This window comes from Streptomyces sp. NBC_00237, from assembly GCF_026342435.1.
GTDB lineage: Bacteria > Actinomycetota > Actinomycetes > Streptomycetales > Streptomycetaceae > Streptomyces.
On sequence record NZ_JAPEMT010000002.1, the window covers coordinates 748,369 to 766,049 of the forward strand.

Consider the following 17,681-nt stretch of genomic DNA (forward strand, 5'->3'; position numbering starts at 1 on the left):
GCCTCCCTTCGTGTTGGTGTGGAACGGCATCACTGAGCAGCCGTCCAGTGGTAGAAACGGTTGGCCATGGCATCGGCCGGCGACCGCCAGGTCGCCGGGTCGTACGCCTCGATGAACGGCTTGAGGTCCTGACTGATCCCGACGAACCGAGGGTCGGTCTTGGCCGCCTCGATCAGCTCTCCGCCGTTCTCGCCGTCGAAGTCCTGCAGGTGGAAGTACAGGCCCTGGTACGAGAACAGCTGGCGGCGCCGGGTGCCCATGCGGTGCGGCATCTCGCTGCGGTCGAACTCGCCGAAGAGACCTGCGACCTCGGCGGCGGACTGGACGTCCATCCGGGCCACGATCAGGGTGCTGTGCATGTCTTCTCTCTTCCGTGGGTGGGCGGCTGTTCGCGGTTCAGCGGGCGGACACGGGGCTGAACAGGCGGACGAAGTCCGCCACCCCGTCGGTGATTAGCGCGTCGGTCTCGAAGTCCGCGAGTGGGAGCGCGCCGTGGAACGACCGCTGCACGGCCTGGCCCGCGACGAGCTGGATGAAGCGGCCTGCGGCGTGGTCGGCGTCGGCGATGTCGAGGAGGCCCTCGTCGGAGATGCGGCTCAGTCGGCGGGCCAGCTCGCGCTGGGCCTGGCGCGGCCCGGCGACCTGCCACATCTCCAGTACTCCGGCCGGAAGCCGGGTGACCTCGCCGCCGAGGTGCCGCACGATGGCGAAGTGCTCGGGGAAGTCGGTCAGCGGCGTCAGCCAGGCGCGGCCCAGCGAGGCGAGGTCCTGCTCCAGGTCGGTGACCTGGCTCAGGTGGTTCTCGGCGATGACCGTCAGCGCGGCGGCGACGGTGGCGGCACTGTCCAGCAGGACGGAGAGCAGCAGCTGCTCCTTGTCCTTGAAGTAGTGCTCGACCATGGCCTGTTCGAGGCCGACCTCGGCTGCGATGGCCTCGATGGTGGTGTGTGTCCAGCCTTCACGGGCGAAGACGGTGCGCGCCGCCGCTACGACGGCCCGGCGCTCCTCCGCCGGACCGGCCTGGACCCGCGTGATGGTTGCCTGTGGCGTAGCCATTCGGTGTTCCTCCCTGGGACGTGCTGGTCTGAGTGGTGGGTGACGCTGCTCAGGTCTGAGTGGGCGGGTGGCACTGCTCAGGTCCGAGTGGGGGCGCCGTTCAGGCGGCCGACGGCTTGCCGAACCAGCGCTCGACGGCCATCGGCAGGTCGTGGTGGCTGCCCGGGGCGGCCCAGGCGACGTAACCGTCGGGGCGGATCAGCACCGCCGTGGTGCCCCGGAGTTCGTCGGGGACTTCGTCGGCGCCCGGGGTGGCGGTGACGATGTCGACGCGGTCGGACCAGGCTCCGGCACGTGCGCGAAGGCGGGGATTGTCCGCGAGGTCGAGCAGCACACCGCGAGCGGAGTGCAGGAGTGCGGTGCTGGAGGTCGCACCCCTGGGGCCGGTCAGCTCCAGATGGGGCATGCGCTTGCCGAGCAGCGGGTGGCTGCCGCCGCCGACCTCGTAGGTGATCTCCAGACCGCTCACCATGGCGGCGAGGTGCTTGGCGACCTCGCCGTATCCGATGAGTTCGCCCAGTACGTCGCGCAGCGGCTGTACCTCGGGTCCGCTGAGGAACAGCAGCCCCTGGGCCTGGGTGTTCATCAGGAGGCGTTTGCCGACCGCGTGCCGCTCGCTGTGGTAGGTGTCCAGGAGGTCCACCGACGCGGTGCCGTTGACCACGGCGGCGAGCTTCCAGCCGAGGTTCACCGCGTCCTGGATGCTGGTGTTCATGCCCTGTCCGCCGGCGGGCAGGTGGATGTGCGCGGAGTCACCGGCCAGGATGACGCGGCCGCGACGGTACTCGGTGACCTGGCGGGTCGCGTTGCCGAAGGCACTGACCCAGACCGGCTCGGCATGCGAGATGTCGTCCCCGGTCAGCCGCTTCCAGGCGTCGGCCACCTCGTCGAAGGACGGCGGGGTCTCGCGCCGCTGCGGCGGGGTACCGCGCTCGCAGACGATGATGCGGGTGATGCCACCGGGCAGCGGGCCGACCATGACCATGCCGCCGGGCAGCGTCTCACCGATCATGCGGGGCTCCAGCTCGATGCCCTTGATGTCGGCGAGGTACATCTCCATCGTGGCGGCGGTGCCGGGGAAGTCGAAGCCGACGGCCTTGCGCACCAGGCTGCGTCCGCCGTCGCAGCCCACCAGGTAGGAGGCGCGCAGGGTGTGTTCGCCCTTCGGGCCGCGGACCTCGACGGTGACGCCGTCGCCGTCGTCGGCCACGGAGAGCACCTCGTGGCCGCGCCGGATGTCGGCGCCGAGGCTGGTGGCCCACTGCTCCAGGTGCGTCTCGGTGACGGACTGCGGAACGGTCTTGGCCGCCTGCAGCGCGCCTTCGAGGACGCCGAAGTCGATCGGCAGACCGCCGAAGTGCCCCTGGTTGCTGGTCTCGACCTCGCCGAACCTCGGCAGGATGCCCCGCTGGTCGAAGACCTCCATGGTGCGGGCGGTGAAACCGAGTCCCCGGGACTCCCCGGTGCGGCTCTTCAGCCGCTCCAGGACGACGACCTCGACTCCCGCGAGCCGCAGTTCGCCCGCCAGCATCATTCCGGCGGGGCCCGCGCCCACGACGATCACTGCTGCATCCATGTACCTCTCCTTGGCCATCTCGGGGACCCCTTCAGGGGGTTTACGCATTCGCACTTCCCGGCCGTACGAATACGGGTGCACTCGCGGCTCAAGACAGAACAGCGGAAGTTAGTAATGAGCTTCTTCGCTCCGGAAGGGAATCACAAGCCCCTTCCTTTCAGGTTTCCGTGATTTTCCGTCACGCATCTACATGACAGGAATCTGCCGGTCACGGGAGTGACAGAGGAATGCAAAATCCCCCGTCCACGACGCCCCGCGTCAACTCCCCCACGGCATGCGAGAGAACCTTGAAGTGCATGTCAGAGATTCCACAGAAATGCACTCCCGAACTTGCCCCGTAAGGAAAGCGGGAATTACGTTGCCCTTCCTACGGACAATCACGAATGGGGGTTGCGGTGATGCACGGAACGATTCGTACGGCCGACAGGATCACGGTGTGCGCGGGTGCGGGATGCCGACGCAGGGAGGCCGCCGGGCAGGCAGGACGTGTCGCCGTCACCGGGACCCGGCTGTGCCCGCCCTGCCGGGAACGCCTCTTCCAGGACCTCGGGAGACTGCCGGCCCTGTACGAGGAGTGCGCGCGGCGCCTGGACGGCAGCGCGGACCGTACGCAGGAGAGGACCTCCGGCGGCTCACTGCCCGGCATGCCCCTCAACACCGCTGCGCTGGAGGTGCGTTCGGCCATCGTCACGGTGCTTGCCTCCTGGGCCGCCGTGGTCGCCGAACAGCGCCGCGTCCGTGCCCCGCTGCGCACGGTTCCGCTGCTCACCGAGTTCCTGCGTCGGCATGCGGAGTGGCTCACCCGTCACGAGGCGGCGGGCGAACTCTCCCTGGAGGTCACCCGGTTGGCGCGCGGCGCGTGGCGGGTCATCGACGCCGAACCGCAGCGCCGGGTGGCCATCGGTGACTGCGTGGAGGAGGACTGCTCCGGTGCCCTGACCGCCGTGGTCCGTCCGGACCGTCCGGCGGTTCCGGCCGAGATCACCTGTGACGCGGCCCCGGAGCACCACTGGTTCGGCCACCAGTGGTTGCAGTTGAGCCGTCGGCTCAGTGCTCGTACGGTCGAGGTTACGGACGCGAGCGGGCCCGGCCCGGAGGAGGCGCTGGCTGACGGGGTCGAGGAGAACACCGGGGCCGACCGGGACGAAGCGGCTGCCGAGGCCGAGGCACAGCCGGTGACCTGGCTGTCCGCGGCCGATGTCGCTCGGCTGTGGAGCATTCCGTCGGGGACGGTCTACCGTCACGCCAGCCAGCAGAACTGGCGTCGCCTCAGCGCGCGGGGCCGCACCCGCTACCACCACGCCGACGTCCTGCGAACCCTCAACGCACTCCACCCCTAGTGTGATGCGCCGGAAAACTGAGGTGTAAGTGGCTAGGGTGTTTTCATGTCGCCGGGGCCTCTTGCTGTTGAAGTTGTGCTGTCTGTTGGTGAGTTGGCTGAGCTGACCCGCTGGGCAGGCGGGGCGGAGGGGCCCCGTCTGGCTGAGCGGGCCCAGATTGTACTTGCGTGTGCGCAGGGGCTGCCGACAGTGCAGGTGGCGGCGAAACTCGGTGTGGCGGCGGATACGGCCCGCAAGTGGCGTTCGCGGTTCGCCGCCCGGCGCATCGCCGGGCTGGCGGACGCGCCGCGGCCGGGGCGGCGCAAGCCGGAGCTGGTGCTGTCCGGGGTCGAGCGCGCGGAGCTGACGCGCTGGGCCAGGCGGGCGAAGACCGCGCAGTTCCTGGCGTTGCGCGCGAAGATCGTGCTGCGGTGTGTGGAGGAGGGCACGAACAAGGAGATCGCCGCCGAACTCGGTGTCGCGCACGCGACGGTCAACCGATGGCGGTCGAGATTCATCCGCCTGCGGCTGGACGGGCTGACCGATGAGCCGCGTCCCGGCCGGCCGCCCTCCATCCTCCTGGACCAGGTCGAGGAGGTGCTCACCGCGACCCTGGAATCCACCCCGGGCAAGGACACCCACTGGTCGCGGGCGTCGATGGCCCGGCATTCCGGCCTGTCGAAATCGACGATCGGACGGATCTGGAAGAAGTTCGACCTCAAACCGCACCTCCAGGACGCGTTCAAGCTCTCCACCGACCCGCAGTTCGCCGCCAAGGTCGTCGACGTCGTCGGCCTGTACCACCACCCGCCCGAGAAGGCGGTCGTGCTGTGCGTGGACGAGAAGTCCCAGATACAGGCGCTGGACCGCTCCCAGCCCGTGCTGCCGATGATGCCGGGCATGCCCGAGCGCCGTACCCACGACTACTACCGGCACGGCATCACCAGCCTGTTCGCCGCCTTCAACATCGCCGACGGCACCGTCATCTCGGCACTGCACCGCCGCCACCGGGCCATCGAGTTCAAGAAGTTCCTGACCCGGATCGACAAGGCGGTGCCCGCCGGACTCGACGTGCACCTGGTATGCGACAACTACGCCACCCACAACACCGCCGAGATCAGGACCTGGCTCGGCAAACACCCCCGCTTCCACGTCCACTTCACCCCCACCGGCTCCTCCTGGATGAACCAGGTCGAGCGTTGGTTCGGCCTGCTGACCGACAAGCTCATCCGCCGCGGCGTCCACACCTCGGTGAAGGCCCTGGAGGACGACATCCGCGCCTGGATCGGCACCTGGAACGAGAACCCGCAGCCCTTCACCTGGACCAAGACCGCCGACGAGATCCTCAACTCCCTCGCCGACTACCTCACGAAGATCGCACCACCCCACACCAGGACTACCTAGCCACTTACACCTCAGTTTTCCGGCGCATCACACTAGGGTCCCCCCCCCATGGCCCCCTCGGGCGGCGGGGCCGCCCCCTTCCCCCTTCCCCAGTCCCCTTGGGCGGCGGGGCCGCCCCCGGGGGGCGGAACGGGCGGGCAAGGGGGCGGCCCCCTCGCTCCGGGCCCACCCCGGTGCTGGCCCCGCCCCACCCCGCTGCCGGGTGGATGCGGCGATGGCCCGCCCCACTCCCGCCAGGCGGGGGTGGGGCGGGCCATCAGCAGTCCGGGCCGGGGTGGGGTTCAGTCCTTGATTTCGCAGATCTGGGCGCCGGAGGTGACCGAGGCGCCGACCTCGGCGGCCAGGCCCTTGACGGTGCCCGCCCGGTGCGCGTTCAGGGGCTGTTCCATCTTCATGGCCTCCAGGACCACGATCAGGTCGCCCTCGTTGACCTGCTGGCCCTCCTCGACCGCGACCTTCACGATGGTGCCCTGCATCGGCGAGGCGAGGGTGTCGCCGGACGCGGCGGAGCCCGCCTTCTTCGCGGCCCGCCGCTTCGGCTTGGCACCGGCGGCCAGCCCGGTACGGGCCAGCGTCATGCCCAGCGACGACGGCAGGGAGACCTCCAGACGCTTGCCGCCGACCTCCACGACGATCGTCTCGCGGCCCGACTCGTCCTCGTCACCCTCACCACCGGGCACGGTGAACGCGGGGATGGTGTTGGCGAACTCCGTCTCGATCCACCGGGTGTGCACGGTGAACGGGTCAGCGGTGAACGCCGGGTCCACCACCACCGCACGGTGGAAGGGAATCGCGGTGGCCATGCCCTCCACCTGGAACTCCTCCAGCGCCCGCGCCGCCCGCTGCAGGGCCTGCTCACGGGTCGCCCCCGTCACGATCAGCTTCGCCAGCAGGGAGTCCCAGGCCGGGCCGATGACCGAGCCCGACTCCACCCCCGCGTCCAGCCGCACCCCGGGACCCGACGGCGGAGCGAAACGGGTGACCGTACCCGGAGCGGGCAGGAAACCCCGGCCCGGGTCCTCACCGTTGATACGGAACTCGAAGGAGTGCCCGCGCACCGGCGGATCCGTGTAGCCCAGAGCCTCACCGTCAGCGATCCGGAACATCTCCCGCACCAGATCGATCCCGGACACCTCCTCGGTCACCGGGTGCTCCACCTGCAGACGGGTGTTGACCTCCAGGAAGGAGATCGTGCCGTCCGCCCCGACGAGGAACTCCACCGTGCCCGCGCCGACATAACCCGCCTCGCGCAGGATCGCCTTGGACGACGCGTACAGCTCCGCGTTCTGTTCCTCGGTCAAAAACGGAGCCGGGGCCTCCTCCACCAGCTTCTGATGGCGGCGCTGGAGCGAGCAGTCACGGGTCGAGACCACCACCACATTGCCGTGCGTATCGGCCAGGCACTGGGTCTCCACATGCCGCGGCTTGTCCAGGTAACGCTCCACGAAGCACTCCCCGCGCCCGAACGCCGCAACCGCCTCCCGCACGGCCGAGTCATACAGCTCGGGGACCTCTTCCAGAGTGCGGGCGACCTTCAGCCCCCGCCCGCCACCACCGAACGCCGCCTTGATCGCGATCGGCAGCCCGTGCTCCTCCGCGAACGCCACCACCTCATCCGAACCGGAGACCGGATCCGGGGTGCCCGCCACCAGCGGGGCCCCCGCACGCTGCGCGATATGCCGGGCGGCCACCTTGTCACCCAGATCACGGATGGCCTGCGGCGGCGGACCGATCCACGTCAGCCCCGCGTCCAGAACCGCCTGGGCGAACTCCGCGTTCTCCGACAGGAACCCGTACCCCGGATGCACCGCATCCGCACCCGAGTCCTTCGCGGCCTGCAGCACCTTCGCCATGTCCAGATACGACGCGGCCGGAGTGTCACCGCCCAGAGCGAACGCCTCGTCAGCCGCCCGCACATGCAGAGCATCCCGGTCCGGATCGGCGTAAACAGCCACGCTCCCGATCCCGGCATCCCGACAGGCCCGGGCAACACGGACAGCGATCTCGCCTCGGTTGGCGATGAGCACCTTGCGCACGATGGCTCCCTCCTCCAGAGATCCGGATACCTTCACCCACCCTCACCGGAACGCGCTTCAGAGATCAACGTCCTCGGGTACAGACCTTGGTGAACTTTCCCGCCACTCCCGCCACTCCCACCACTCCCGCCGAATCCGGCGACCGCTCACGGATGGCCGATCCTGAAGCCGACCCCCCGTACGGTGATGACCCAGCTGCTGGCTCCCAGCTTGCCGCGCAGGCTGCTCACGTGTGTGTCGATGGTGCGCCCGGGCGGGGACCAGGAATCGTCCCAGACCTGGGTCATCAACTGCTTGCGGGAGATCACCGTTTCGGGCTGGGAGGCCAGCAGGTGCAGCAGGTCGAACTCCTTGCGGGTGACCTCGATGGGCCGGCCGCCGAGGCCGATCTCCCGCTTGGCGGCGTCGATCCTCAGCGGACCGCGCTGGATGACCTGATCGAGAGGCTGCGGCGGCCTGACCCTGCGCATGATCGCTTCCATCCGCGCCATCAGCTCACGGAAGCCGTAGGGCTTGGCCATGTAGTCGTCCGCACCGGCCTGTAGTCCCAGCACCCGGTCGAGTTCGGAGTCCCTCGCGGTGACGGCGATGACCGGGGTGTCGGAGGTGGCCCGGATGCTGCGGCAGACCTCAAGACCGTCCAGGTCGGGCAGGTCGAGGTCGAGCAGGATCAGGTCCGCGCTCCGGTGCACCTGCAACGCCTTCGCGCCGGTTGCGACGCTTTCCGCCTGGTAGCCGTGCCGGCGCAGGCCGAGCACCAGGGAATCGGCGGCCCGCGTCTCGCTCTCCACCACGAGGATCCTCAGTGCCTCCCGGCGGGGACGGGCCGGCGGTGCGCCGGAAGCCTGTCCCTCCAGGGGCTCCGAGGTGCGGTGTTGCGGTATCCGCGGTGCCAGTAGGTTCGTCGTCGGCTGCCCATCCATCATGTCTCCCCGTGTCCGCGCACCAGGCGCATCCCAAGCTGGACGTTCGAGACGAACGTACAAACCGCACCGGCGGTTTGTCAAAGAAACCTGCCGCCTGCACGTTTCCGCGAGGCACTCGCATACCATGATCCAAAACTAAGCGGATTACCCCTTTTGCCCAGGTCACTTGCGCCTTCCTTCACACAAGTATGACCGCCGCCTGGTTGACCTTTGCGCTACAGGACCGGAATGATCGACACGCATTATTCGGGAAAACCGGACTTTGCGCTCTAGAAATTATACCGTCATGCTGGTTTACTTCATTGACCAGCAGCAACGTTCGCAACGGGAGCCAACCAGTGAGCAAACAGGAGCGGGCCGCCCGTACCCGCAACGCCCTGGTCCACTCAGCAGCCGAGCTGTTCGAGCGGCACAGCTATGTCAAGGCCAGCCTGGACGAGATCAGCGCGGGCGCCGGGGTGAGCCGCGGTGCCCTGCACTTCCACTTCCCGAACAAGGCCGCTGTCGCCGACGCCGTCGAGACGGCCGCCGCCCGCGCCCTGCACCGGGCCGCGGGAGATGCCGGGTCGGTGCACGTGAACGCCTTACAGGCGCTGGTGGACCTCTCGCACGCGCTGGCGCAGCTGCTGCACAGCGAGGTGGTGGTGCGCGCCGGATTCCGGCTCAGCTGTGACGCGGAGCTGCGCACCGACGTCAGCCTCCGTCGCCAGTGGCAGCGATGCGTACAGAGGCTCGTGGCACAGGCCGCGCGGGAGAACGCGCTCGCAGCGGGGGTTGCGCAGGAGCGGTTGGTGGCCATCGTGATGGCCACGACCACCGGACTCGAAGTGCTCAACAGGGACGACAGGAACTGGCTGTCCCACTACACGCTCACGGGTTTCTGGCAGCTGCTGCTGCCGACGGTGGCCGCCCAACGCGCCCTGGGAGACCTCGATCCGAGCGGCACGGGCTCGTCGTACGACGCCGTACCGGAGACGGCGCAGCCGTTCGCGCCCAGCAGGAACGCCCGACCCCACTGACCCCGTCGCACGCCGGGTCGCCTCCCTGCGCCTGCCGTCCCGAGCCGCGCCGGGACGGCACCACGACGTGGGCAGCCGGTGCGCCCGACGCACGTCGACTACCCACTCGCCCTCGCCGTCGCGGATCTTCCGCGAACTTCCGCGGTTATCACGGAACTTGACGGAACGTCACAGAGCTGCGCGCTACGAACCCGCGAGCCGCGCGGCTCAGGCAGGCCGGAGCACGACCGGCAGGGTGTCGTAACTGTTGATCACGAACGTCGGGTTCGGGCGGAGTTCCTCGTCCGAGCACGCCAGCACCATGTCGGGGTAGCGCTCGAACAGCGCCTCGAAGACGGCGGTCGCCTCCATCTGGGTCAGACTCACTCCCAGGCAGCGGTGCACCCCGTGGCCGAATCCCAGAGAGTCCTGGCCCCGCCGCAGTACGTCAAAGGCCGCCGCGGTCGAGCCGTACCGCTCCGGATCCAGACCGGCCGCCGCGAAGGACACGATGATGGGGTCGCCCTTCTTGATGAGGACGCCGTCGAGGTCGATGTCCTCCACCGCGAAACGCATGGGCGCGAACGCCCCGGGCGAGTGGACGCGCATGGTCTCCACGATCACGTCGTCCCAATCGGCCCGGCCGGCGCGGACGTGCTCCAACTGTTCGGGGTCCGACAGGAGCGCGGCCGTCGCGTTGACGATCAGTGCCGACGTGGTGTCCTGGCCCGCCGCGATCATCAGGTAGAGGGTGCCCAGGAGTTCCTCCTCGGTGAGTCGCTCGTCGTCGTCACGCGCCGCGATCAGCGAGGAGGTCAGGTCGTCCCCCGGCTCGGCGCGCTTCAGGGCCACGTGCTGGGCGAGGAGGCCGAATGCCTCCCTGCGCGCCCGCTCCATCTCTTCGGCCGGCACCGTGGTGTCGAACACGGTGTGCAGGGCGTCCGACAGCGCCCGCATGCTGCCGTCGTGGGCGACGCCGAACAACTCGCAGATCACCCGGTAGGGCAGCCGGTCGGCGAAGAGCTTGCGCAGGTCCACCGCCTGACCCGGCGGCACCGCGTCAAGGGCTTCGAGCTGCTCGGCGGCGATCTCGTGGATGCGCGGGCGCAGGGCCTCCAGGCGACGGGGGGTGAAGGCTCCCGCCACCAGTCTGCGCAGCCTGGAGTGGCTCTTCCCGTAGGCGAACATCATGTTCTCGTTCGCCACCCAGGGGTACAGCGGCCACGCCTCGGTTATCTCTCCGGCGATGAAACTCGGCCAGTGCAGCCTGGCGTCCCGGGAGACCCGCGGGTCGACCAGCAGGCGCTCCACGTACTCCTGACGGACGACCCCCCACGCGATCACCCCGCCCGGCAACTCCACCTGGACAGCCGGTCCCTGCTCGCGCAGCAGGGCGCCCTCGCCGGCGATATCGCGCCCTGTGACGTCCAGGGCGTACGGGCAAGCAGCAACACCGTTCATGAAGTGCACTCCGTTTCGACTGTCCATGACACGCGCCTCGGGGGGCGCGTGCGCACACAGAAGGGACGTGTGTCCCCTCCCCCTCCACTGGTGGATCGGTCGGTACTACGCCGCCGGAGCAGGTGTCAGTTCCTCCTGCTCACGACGGTGTTCCATCGCGGTCTGGTACACGCGTTCGGCCCGGTCGGCGGAGAAGTCGATCCGCACGAGCACGCCCGGGACCATGATCGACGTCAACAGATACCGCTGCATGTCCAGCACACGCTCGACGAGGTCCGCGTGGTCGGTCATGATCTTCGAAAGAACCTGGGCGCCGGTGAACGATCCCACGAACGCCTTGGACGCCGCACCCACGTCGATGTGCGGCAGCAACTCCCCGGCAGCCTTCGCCCGTTCCAGCAGATCGACGTTGAAGTCCACCCAGGACTGCATCGGCCCCCGGCGGTCCAGCCCGTTGCGCGGGGCTCCCTGCTCCACGGTGAGCCGCACGCTGCCGCGCACGAGCGGTTCCCGCTTGCTGAGCATGTACGCCAGCAGAAGCGACCCGTCCAACCCCTGCTGCATGATCAGGTCCTGCGTCGGGGCAGGCGGCACGGGTGTGTGCTGACTGCCCAGCACCTGCTGGGCCAAGTCTTCCTTGGACGTGAAGTGGAAGTAGAGCGCCCCCTTGGTGACCTGGGCCCTCTTCAGGATCTCCGAGATGGTCGTGGCGTCGTAACCGACCTCGTCGAACACCTCTGCAGCCGCGACAAGGATCTTCTTGCGCGTCTGCACGGCCCGCTCCTGCCGCGCCATACGTACCTCCCAAGTAAAGGAAACCGAAAGGTTCGTATTCTATCACCATAACGCTGGGTCACATTCGGGTCACCCATGGGCGAAATGGTGCTACGCAGCGTTGAACCGGCCCGTCCGGAGTCGCCAAGAGTGACCGTAGCAGCAATAAGAAACCAGTGGGCCGGTTTTTCTGAACTTTCTCGACGTCAGCATTCGGCCACTTCTGGATGTCGAGTCCCAGCCATGAACCCAAGCCATACCGCCTGTAGACCCACATGGACCATGCCCGGAAGCGATTCACCCCTGACGTCGGACCCCCTCGACCGGACGCCACGACTTCCCGAAGTGCCTTGAAAACAAAACCGGTTGGTACGTATCTTGTGGATCGGCGCCATCCACTCTGCCTGGAACCACACCCAACGGGGGAAGAGTCCATGACTGTGTTGACGTTTCGCAAGGAAAGATCCGCTGACGACGCGACAGTGAACCGCACCGCGACCTGCCTGACGGAGCCCCGGACCGAGCCGGTACCCCAGCTTCCCGACCGGACCGTCGGCGAACTCGCCCACCTGCTGTTCGACGGAGAACTGCGGGACGAGATACACACGGACTGGCGCACGCTCATCGCCGAAGACGCCTTCCGCCCCCGACACGACCTGACGCCGAAGGAACGCATGGCGCTGTCGTACGAGCGGCTGCGACTGGTCAACGACGCGACCGCCGACCCGCTGGCACTCGCCTACGACCCGCACAGGCTGGCCAGCCTCCACGAGTGGACCGGGGTGGTCGACAGCGGGCTGACCACGCTGACCGGCATCCACTACAACCTGTTCCTGGGCAGCCTGCTCGACCACGACGGCTTCCAGCGGGACCTGACCGACTTCGCCTCGCTGCACCGCACAGGAACCTTCCTCTGTACGGAGTTGGAGCACGGCAACGACGCCGCCGCGCTGGAGACGACCGCCGAGTTCGACCGCGAGTCCGGCGGATTCATCCTGCACACCCCCACTCCGGGGGCAGCGAAGTTCATGCCGAACACCAGCGTGACCGGTGGGCCGAAGACCGCTCTGGTGGCGGCACGGCTGATGGCGGACGGTCAGGACGAGGGAGCCTTCCTCTTCCTGACGCCCCTCAGCGACGAGGCGGGCATCCTGCCCGGCATCACCGTGCGCGAACTGCCGCAGCGCATGGGCAGCCCGGTCGACCACTGCCTGACCACCTTCGACCGGGTGTGGCTGCCGCAGACCGCCATGCTCCAGTCCCAGCACGGGAGACTCGACGACAACGGCGAGTTGCAGAGCACCCTCGGCAATCGCCGCAAGCGGTTCCTGCGGTCGATCAAGAGGGTCACCACAGGAAAACTGTGCATGAGCGCCGCGGCCGTCGGTGTCTCACGCACCGCCCTGACGCTGGCCGTGCGGCACGCCCACTACCGCCACATCAGCGGTCCCCGCAGCGGCCAGTGGGCGCCCCTGGTCGCCCAGCGCAGCCACCACGGCCGGCTGCTGGAGGCGATGGCCACGACGTACGCCATGACCTTCCTGCACCGCACCGTCGTCTCCCGCTGGACCGAGCACCAGGAGGCCGACCGGAACGAGACCGAGCGTCTGGTGGCGATCGCCAAGAGCTGGAGCACCTGGCAGGCACGCGACATCATCATCGAATGCCGGGAACGGTGCGGGGCCCAGGGGCTGTTCACCACCAATCGCCTGGCCGAACTCATGGCGGACATCGAGGGCACCATCACCGCCGAGGGCGACAACCTCGTGATCTGCCTCAAGGCCGCAGCCGAGATGATCTTCGATCATGAGGTGGACCTGCCCGCCACCCGTGCGCTGCCCCTGAGCGAGCGCACGCTGAACGATCCGGCGTTCTTGCAGGAGCTGCTCGGCGGGGTCGAGGAGATCTGGCAGACCCGGGCCCGCCTCGCCCTGCGCCAGGGAAAGAAGGGGGACCCGACGGCCCGGTGGAACGCGACCTCCGCCCCCGCGCTGGAAATGGTCTTCGCGCATGCGCAGCGGCAGGCCGCCAAGGCCCTGCTCACCGCAGCCGACCGGGCCACCGAACCGCAGGCGCGGTTTCTTCTCGACGGGCTGGGCCGACTCTTCCAGCTGAGGCAGCTCAGCAAGCACACCGGGGACCTCCTGGCCGAGGAGCGCATGACGGCCGACCACGTCCGGGCCCTCCCGCAAGCTGTCGAGACGGTCATCGCCGAGCTCGCACCGCACCTGATGACTCTCGTCGATGCCTTCGACATCCCGGAGGAGGCGCTCAGTGCGTACCCCCTCGCCCGCGGGGCCTACGTCGGCGACGACCTCGCCGTGCCTCCGCACACCGCCGCCGTGACCCTCCGCCGGTTCGCCGCCTCGGCCCCGACACCCGGATAGCCCTCGGCCGGTCTCCCGGGCGGGGCTCGGCCTCACGGCCGTTGCCCCGCCATGCCGCCCGTGCTCGTACTCGTACTTCTGCTCATGTCTGTGCCTGTGCCTGTGCTCTTACGTGTTCCTGCGCCGACCCTCCGGGCGGCGCGATCCCGAGCAGGTCGAGGACCGCGGCCAGCCCCCGTGGACGGTCCGGGCTCCGGTCGGCCGGGAGGATGTACGCGGCGATGCCCGCGGCCGCGGCCGCACCGTCCCGTACCGCGTCGTCGCCCACCATGAGGGCGTCGCCCGGCCTCACCCCCAGCCGTTCGCAGGCGGCACGGAAGATCGTTGCGTCCGGCTTCTGGATGCCCACCTCGCAGGACAGGACGAAGTCCGTCACGAGACCGGCCAGCGCGGACCGGTGGAAAGAGCCGCGTATGTCCCAGCCGGTGTTGCTCAGCACGGTCGTCGCGATGCCCGCCTCGTACAGCGCGCTCAGCACGGGGGCGGTGTCGGGGTAGGGGCGCCAGCCGTCCGCCGCGATCACGCAGTCGTAGAACGCCTCCGCGATCAGGGTGTCCCCGCCCGCAGCCGATGCGGCGAGGCCGGTCCACACCCTGCGGTGCCGATCGGCCGACAGGTCCGCGTCCGCGCGCCGCACCCGTCCCTCGGGCGAATCGACCGCCGCGAGGATGCCCGTGCACAGTTCCTGCGCGCGGGCGACGTCCACCTCCCGTCCGCGCAGTGCGCAGTGGGCGACGAGGCGTTCGGCTCTGATCACCGAGGTGTCGTCGAACAGCGTGCCGGAGAAGTCGAAGATGACCGCTTGCGCACGGCGCTCCGTACGTCCGTGTTCCGTACGTCCGTGTTCCGTACGTCCGTTCTCCGTACGTCCGTGCCGTGCGGCCGCCGCGTTCATCGGCGTACCTCTGCGAGCAGCGGCAGCGAGGCCACCAGCGTCAGGGCGCCCAGCGCGAGGCACAACAGGGGCAGTCCGCCGGCCGTGAGCAGGGGACCCGCGAGGCCGAGCGTTCCGGCGACGGCGCCCACGCCCATGGCCGACTCACCGATCCCTTCCGCCCGGTGACGGCGTGCGCCCCGGCTGCGCTGGACCACCAGCGCGCTGCCACTGATGAGCTGGAGGTTCCAGCCCAGGCCCAGCAGCAGGAGCCCGGGCACCGTGGTCCAGGTACTGCCGGTTCCCGCCGACGCGACGAGCGGCAGGGCCGAGAGCTGGACGACGGTGCCGAGCAGCGCGACGTTCCGGGCGCCGATACGGTCGCACAGTCGCCCCGACAGGGCCGAGGGGCCGAACATCAGCGCGACATGAGCGGCCACCAGCAGGCCGACCGAGCCCAGTGGCCAGTCGTGGGCGTGCAGATGCACCGGGGTGACGCCCATCGCCGTCACCATGGTCAGGTTGGCCACGCCGAGCAGCAGCAGCGCCAGGGCCGCCCCGCCCCTTCGACGGCCGCCCGCAGCCGTAGCCGTACGACCGCCTGCCTTGTCTGCGACGCGGTCCCCGCGCGGCGAGCCCCCCTGCGCGGCGAGCCGGGTCCCGGCGTGCCGCAGCCGGTGGTGAAGCCGCAGGGTCAGTGCCGCCGCGGTCGGGAAGGCGGCGGCGGCCAGCAGGTACAGGCCCGCGGTGTCCGGCAGCCCCAGGGCCCGTGCGACCGTACCCGAGGGGCCGAGGAGCGCCGGGCCGACGACCGCCCCGACGGTGACCGCGGTCATCGCGGTGCTCATGGCACGTGCGGTACGTCCGGGAGGCGCGCCGTCCGCGGCCACGTACCGGCCGAGCATCACCGCGTTGTTGCCGGTGCCGAGCAGCAGACTGCCGAGCAGGAGCGCCGCGGGGCCGGTGTCGGCAGCCGCGACGATCACCAGAACGGCACCCGCCGTGGCCAGGGCGTATCCGGCGGTCAGTCCCGCGGCCCGCCCGTACCGGCGCATCATTGCCGTGAGCGGTGGGGCGGACAGGGCGGATCCCAGCACCAGGAGACCGAGCGGCAGGGCCGTGAAGGCCGCCGATCCCAGTACCTCTTCGGCCATCAGCGCTCCGGCCGTGCCACCGGCTGCCAGTCCCAGCGCCCCCACGGCCTGCGCGGCGAGCAGGGTCCCGGGCACGTGCCGTGCCCGGGGCCGCTCCGACGCGGCGTGTCCGGCGGCGGTGTCCGGCGTACTCGCCCCGGCGGCGGTGTCCGGCACGTCCGCTCCGGCACCGGTGTCCCGCGCGCCCTCGGCCGACGGCCGCGCGGTGCCCGCCGGGCCGGTCCGCCGGATCATCGCAGGGCCTCCTCGGCCGTCGGCAACGAGACCTCGTGCTTGCGGAACAGGTCGTCGATCCGCAGGTGTTCAGGGGTCATCCGGGTGCGGTGCGGCCGGGTGAGCCGGGTGATGCGACGCACCGAGTCCGGTGCCGCACCGGCTATCGCGTGGTTCAGCAGGCCCCAGCCCAGCGTGTCGAAGACGTCACGTATCTCGCCCTCGGCACCGGAGCGGGTGCACGTGTGCGCCAGCCGCTCGAAGCCAGCACGCAGCTCCGGAGTCAGCCGGGGCCGGCCCTCGGCGCAGTCCACGTCGCCGCCGGGTGCCGGGTCCGCGTTCGGCGCCTCCAGGCTGTTGATCAGGGGGCTCAGGTCACCGGAGTAGCGCGGGTCGTAGAGACCGGGGTAGGGCTGTTCCTCGTAGCCCGGCTCGTATCCGACGACCTGCACGGGCACCGCCCTGCCCTGTTCGGCCACGGTTCCCAGGGCCAGGTCCAGCAGGCGCACGGGCCAGCCCAGGTCGTGGATGGCGTACAGCCGGAACTGCGCGTCGAGGGGCGCCAGCGCGGCAGTGAGCAGCAACTGGGCCGACTCGCGCGCCGACTGGACGTAGAAGGAGGTGTCCCTGCCGTGCAGCCGCAGCGGTTGGCCCCTGCGGCACCAGGTGCGGAAGCGGGAGAGGACGATCGCGTTGTCGACGACGTGTGTGAAGCGGACGGCGGCGCCCGGCAGCGCCCCGCGCTCCGCCGCGTCGGCGACCAGCCATTCCCCGGTGCGCTTGCTCTGGGCGTACACGTCGCTGGTGTAGGGCCGCAGGGCCTTTCCGGTGGAGGCGTACACGAGTTGCCCGGTGCCGGCGGCGGCACACGCCTCGATGACGTTGGCGGTGCCGAGCACATTGGTGGTGATGGTGAGCGCGGCCTCACGTTCGGCCAGGCCCGGGTCGCGCTGTGCGGCCAGGTGGAAGACGAGGTCGGGCCGGACCCGGCGCATGAGCGCGGTCAGGCGTGATCCTTCGCGGATGTCGAGGCGGTGGTACTCGGTGGCGTCGGGCAGGAGGGGCCGCTCCTCCAGTCCCACGCCGACCGTGCGCGCCGGGGCGTAGGAGTGCAGTTCGCTGAGCAGCGCCCGCCCGATACAGCCTGCCGCACCGGTGACCAGGACGGTGCGGCCGCCGATGCGCCGGCGCAGGGTGCGATCGGGCAGTCGGATCGTTCGGTGGCGTACGGCCAGATAGTCCTGGAAGGCGGACAGGCTCTGCGGGGACACGCTTTCTGGGTCCACCGGGTCCAGCCGACCGCCCTCGGAAGCTTCCATGGGGTCCATGCGGCACCTCGTGTTGGTGGGGAGCTGTGCTCCGAACGCAGGTGAGCGTAGACGCCGTGCGGGCCGGTCGGCACCGACCTTCCCAGGCCCTGAAAATCCCTGTCCCAACTCTGAAGAACCTTGCCCAACATCTGTCAACTCGCCTTCGCAGGAGGGCTGTTGAACCTGCCTACAC

General features: G+C 69.6%; 14 protein-coding genes. 4 read left to right on the plus strand and 10 right to left on the minus strand.

The annotated features are described in order from the left end of the window. Positions 1 to 29: 29 nt before the first annotated feature. The 3 genes from OG897_RS17560 to OG897_RS17570 form a co-directional block, all read right to left on the minus strand. Positions 30 to 359: a TcmI family type II polyketide cyclase gene (locus OG897_RS17560; protein ID WP_266657881.1), complete on the minus strand. Its 330-nt coding sequence runs from the start codon at positions 357 to 359 to the stop codon at positions 30 to 32. A gap of 37 nt (positions 360 to 396) precedes the next feature. Then, positions 397 to 1,056: a TetR/AcrR family transcriptional regulator gene (locus OG897_RS17565; protein WP_266657883.1), complete on the minus strand. Its 660-nt coding sequence runs from the start codon at positions 1,054 to 1,056 to the stop codon at positions 397 to 399. Positions 1,057 to 1,156: 100 nt separating this feature from the next. After that, on the minus strand, positions 1,157 to 2,632 hold the full coding sequence (locus OG897_RS17570; protein WP_266657885.1) for an FAD-dependent monooxygenase: 1,476 nt from the start codon (positions 2,630 to 2,632) through the stop codon (positions 1,157 to 1,159). Positions 2,633 to 3,030: 398 nt separating this feature from the next. On the opposite strand from OG897_RS17570, the gene OG897_RS17575 reads away from it, so the two are divergent. Together OG897_RS17575 and OG897_RS17580 are read left to right on the plus strand one after the other, a co-directional pair. After that, a complete protein-coding gene (locus tag OG897_RS17575) occupies positions 3,031 to 3,972 on the plus strand; it encodes a hypothetical protein (protein ID WP_266657887.1) in 942 nt (313 codons plus the stop codon). A 45-nt stretch (positions 3,973 to 4,017) separates the two neighbouring features. Then, positions 4,018 to 5,355: an IS630 family transposase gene (locus OG897_RS17580; RefSeq protein ID WP_266653217.1), complete on the plus strand. Its 1,338-nt coding sequence runs from the start codon at positions 4,018 to 4,020 to the stop codon at positions 5,353 to 5,355. 281 nt (positions 5,356 to 5,636) lie between these two features. On the opposite strand, the gene OG897_RS17585 is transcribed toward OG897_RS17580, so the two are convergent. Together OG897_RS17585 and OG897_RS17590 are read right to left on the minus strand one after the other, a co-directional pair. Continuing rightward, positions 5,637 to 7,391 carry a biotin carboxylase N-terminal domain-containing protein gene (locus tag OG897_RS17585; protein WP_266657889.1) on the minus strand — a complete coding sequence of 585 codons (1,755 nt, stop codon included), beginning with the start codon at positions 7,389 to 7,391 and terminating at the stop codon, positions 5,637 to 5,639. 146 nt (positions 7,392 to 7,537) lie between these two features. Next, complete coding sequence (locus OG897_RS17590) at positions 7,538 to 8,314, minus strand: response regulator transcription factor (protein ID WP_266660253.1); 777 nt, start codon at positions 8,312 to 8,314, stop codon at positions 7,538 to 7,540. A gap of 341 nt (positions 8,315 to 8,655) precedes the next feature. On the opposite strand from OG897_RS17590, the gene OG897_RS17595 reads away from it, so the two are divergent. After that, positions 8,656 to 9,336: a ScbR family autoregulator-binding transcription factor gene (locus OG897_RS17595; RefSeq protein ID WP_266657891.1), complete on the plus strand. Its 681-nt coding sequence runs from the start codon at positions 8,656 to 8,658 to the stop codon at positions 9,334 to 9,336. A 207-nt stretch (positions 9,337 to 9,543) separates the two neighbouring features. On the opposite strand, the gene OG897_RS17600 is transcribed toward OG897_RS17595, so the two are convergent. Further along, positions 9,544 to 10,776: a cytochrome P450 gene (locus OG897_RS17600; protein WP_266657893.1), complete on the minus strand. Its 1,233-nt coding sequence runs from the start codon at positions 10,774 to 10,776 to the stop codon at positions 9,544 to 9,546. Between the two features lie 105 nt (positions 10,777 to 10,881). Continuing rightward, positions 10,882 to 11,571 (minus strand): ScbR family autoregulator-binding transcription factor, encoded by a 690-nt coding sequence (locus tag OG897_RS17605; protein ID WP_266657895.1) that lies wholly within the window; start codon positions 11,569 to 11,571, stop codon positions 10,882 to 10,884. 461 nt (positions 11,572 to 12,032) lie between these two features. Here OG897_RS17605 and OG897_RS17610 point away from each other — a divergent pair, with 461 nt between their 5' ends. Continuing rightward, positions 12,033 to 13,937, plus strand: a complete 1,905-nt coding sequence (locus tag OG897_RS17610; protein ID WP_266657897.1) for an acyl-CoA dehydrogenase — start codon at positions 12,033 to 12,035, stop codon at positions 13,935 to 13,937. 82 nt (positions 13,938 to 14,019) lie between these two features. On the opposite strand, the gene OG897_RS17615 is transcribed toward OG897_RS17610, so the two are convergent. From OG897_RS17615 to OG897_RS17625, 3 genes are read right to left on the minus strand one after another with little or no spacing between them, the layout of a single operon-like run. Continuing rightward, on the minus strand, positions 14,020 to 14,832 hold the full coding sequence (locus OG897_RS17615) for an HAD family hydrolase (protein WP_266657899.1): 813 nt from the start codon (positions 14,830 to 14,832) through the stop codon (positions 14,020 to 14,022). Then, a complete protein-coding gene (locus OG897_RS17620; RefSeq protein ID WP_266657901.1) occupies positions 14,829 to 16,199 on the minus strand; it encodes an MFS transporter in 1,371 nt (456 codons plus the stop codon). The genes OG897_RS17615 and OG897_RS17620 overlap by 4 nt, the downstream gene beginning before the upstream one ends. Next, positions 16,196 to 17,497 (minus strand): NAD(P)-dependent oxidoreductase, encoded by a 1,302-nt coding sequence (locus tag OG897_RS17625; RefSeq protein WP_266657903.1) that lies wholly within the window; start codon positions 17,495 to 17,497, stop codon positions 16,196 to 16,198. The genes OG897_RS17620 and OG897_RS17625 overlap by 4 nt, the downstream gene beginning before the upstream one ends. Between the last annotated feature and the right edge of the window lie 184 nt (positions 17,498 to 17,681).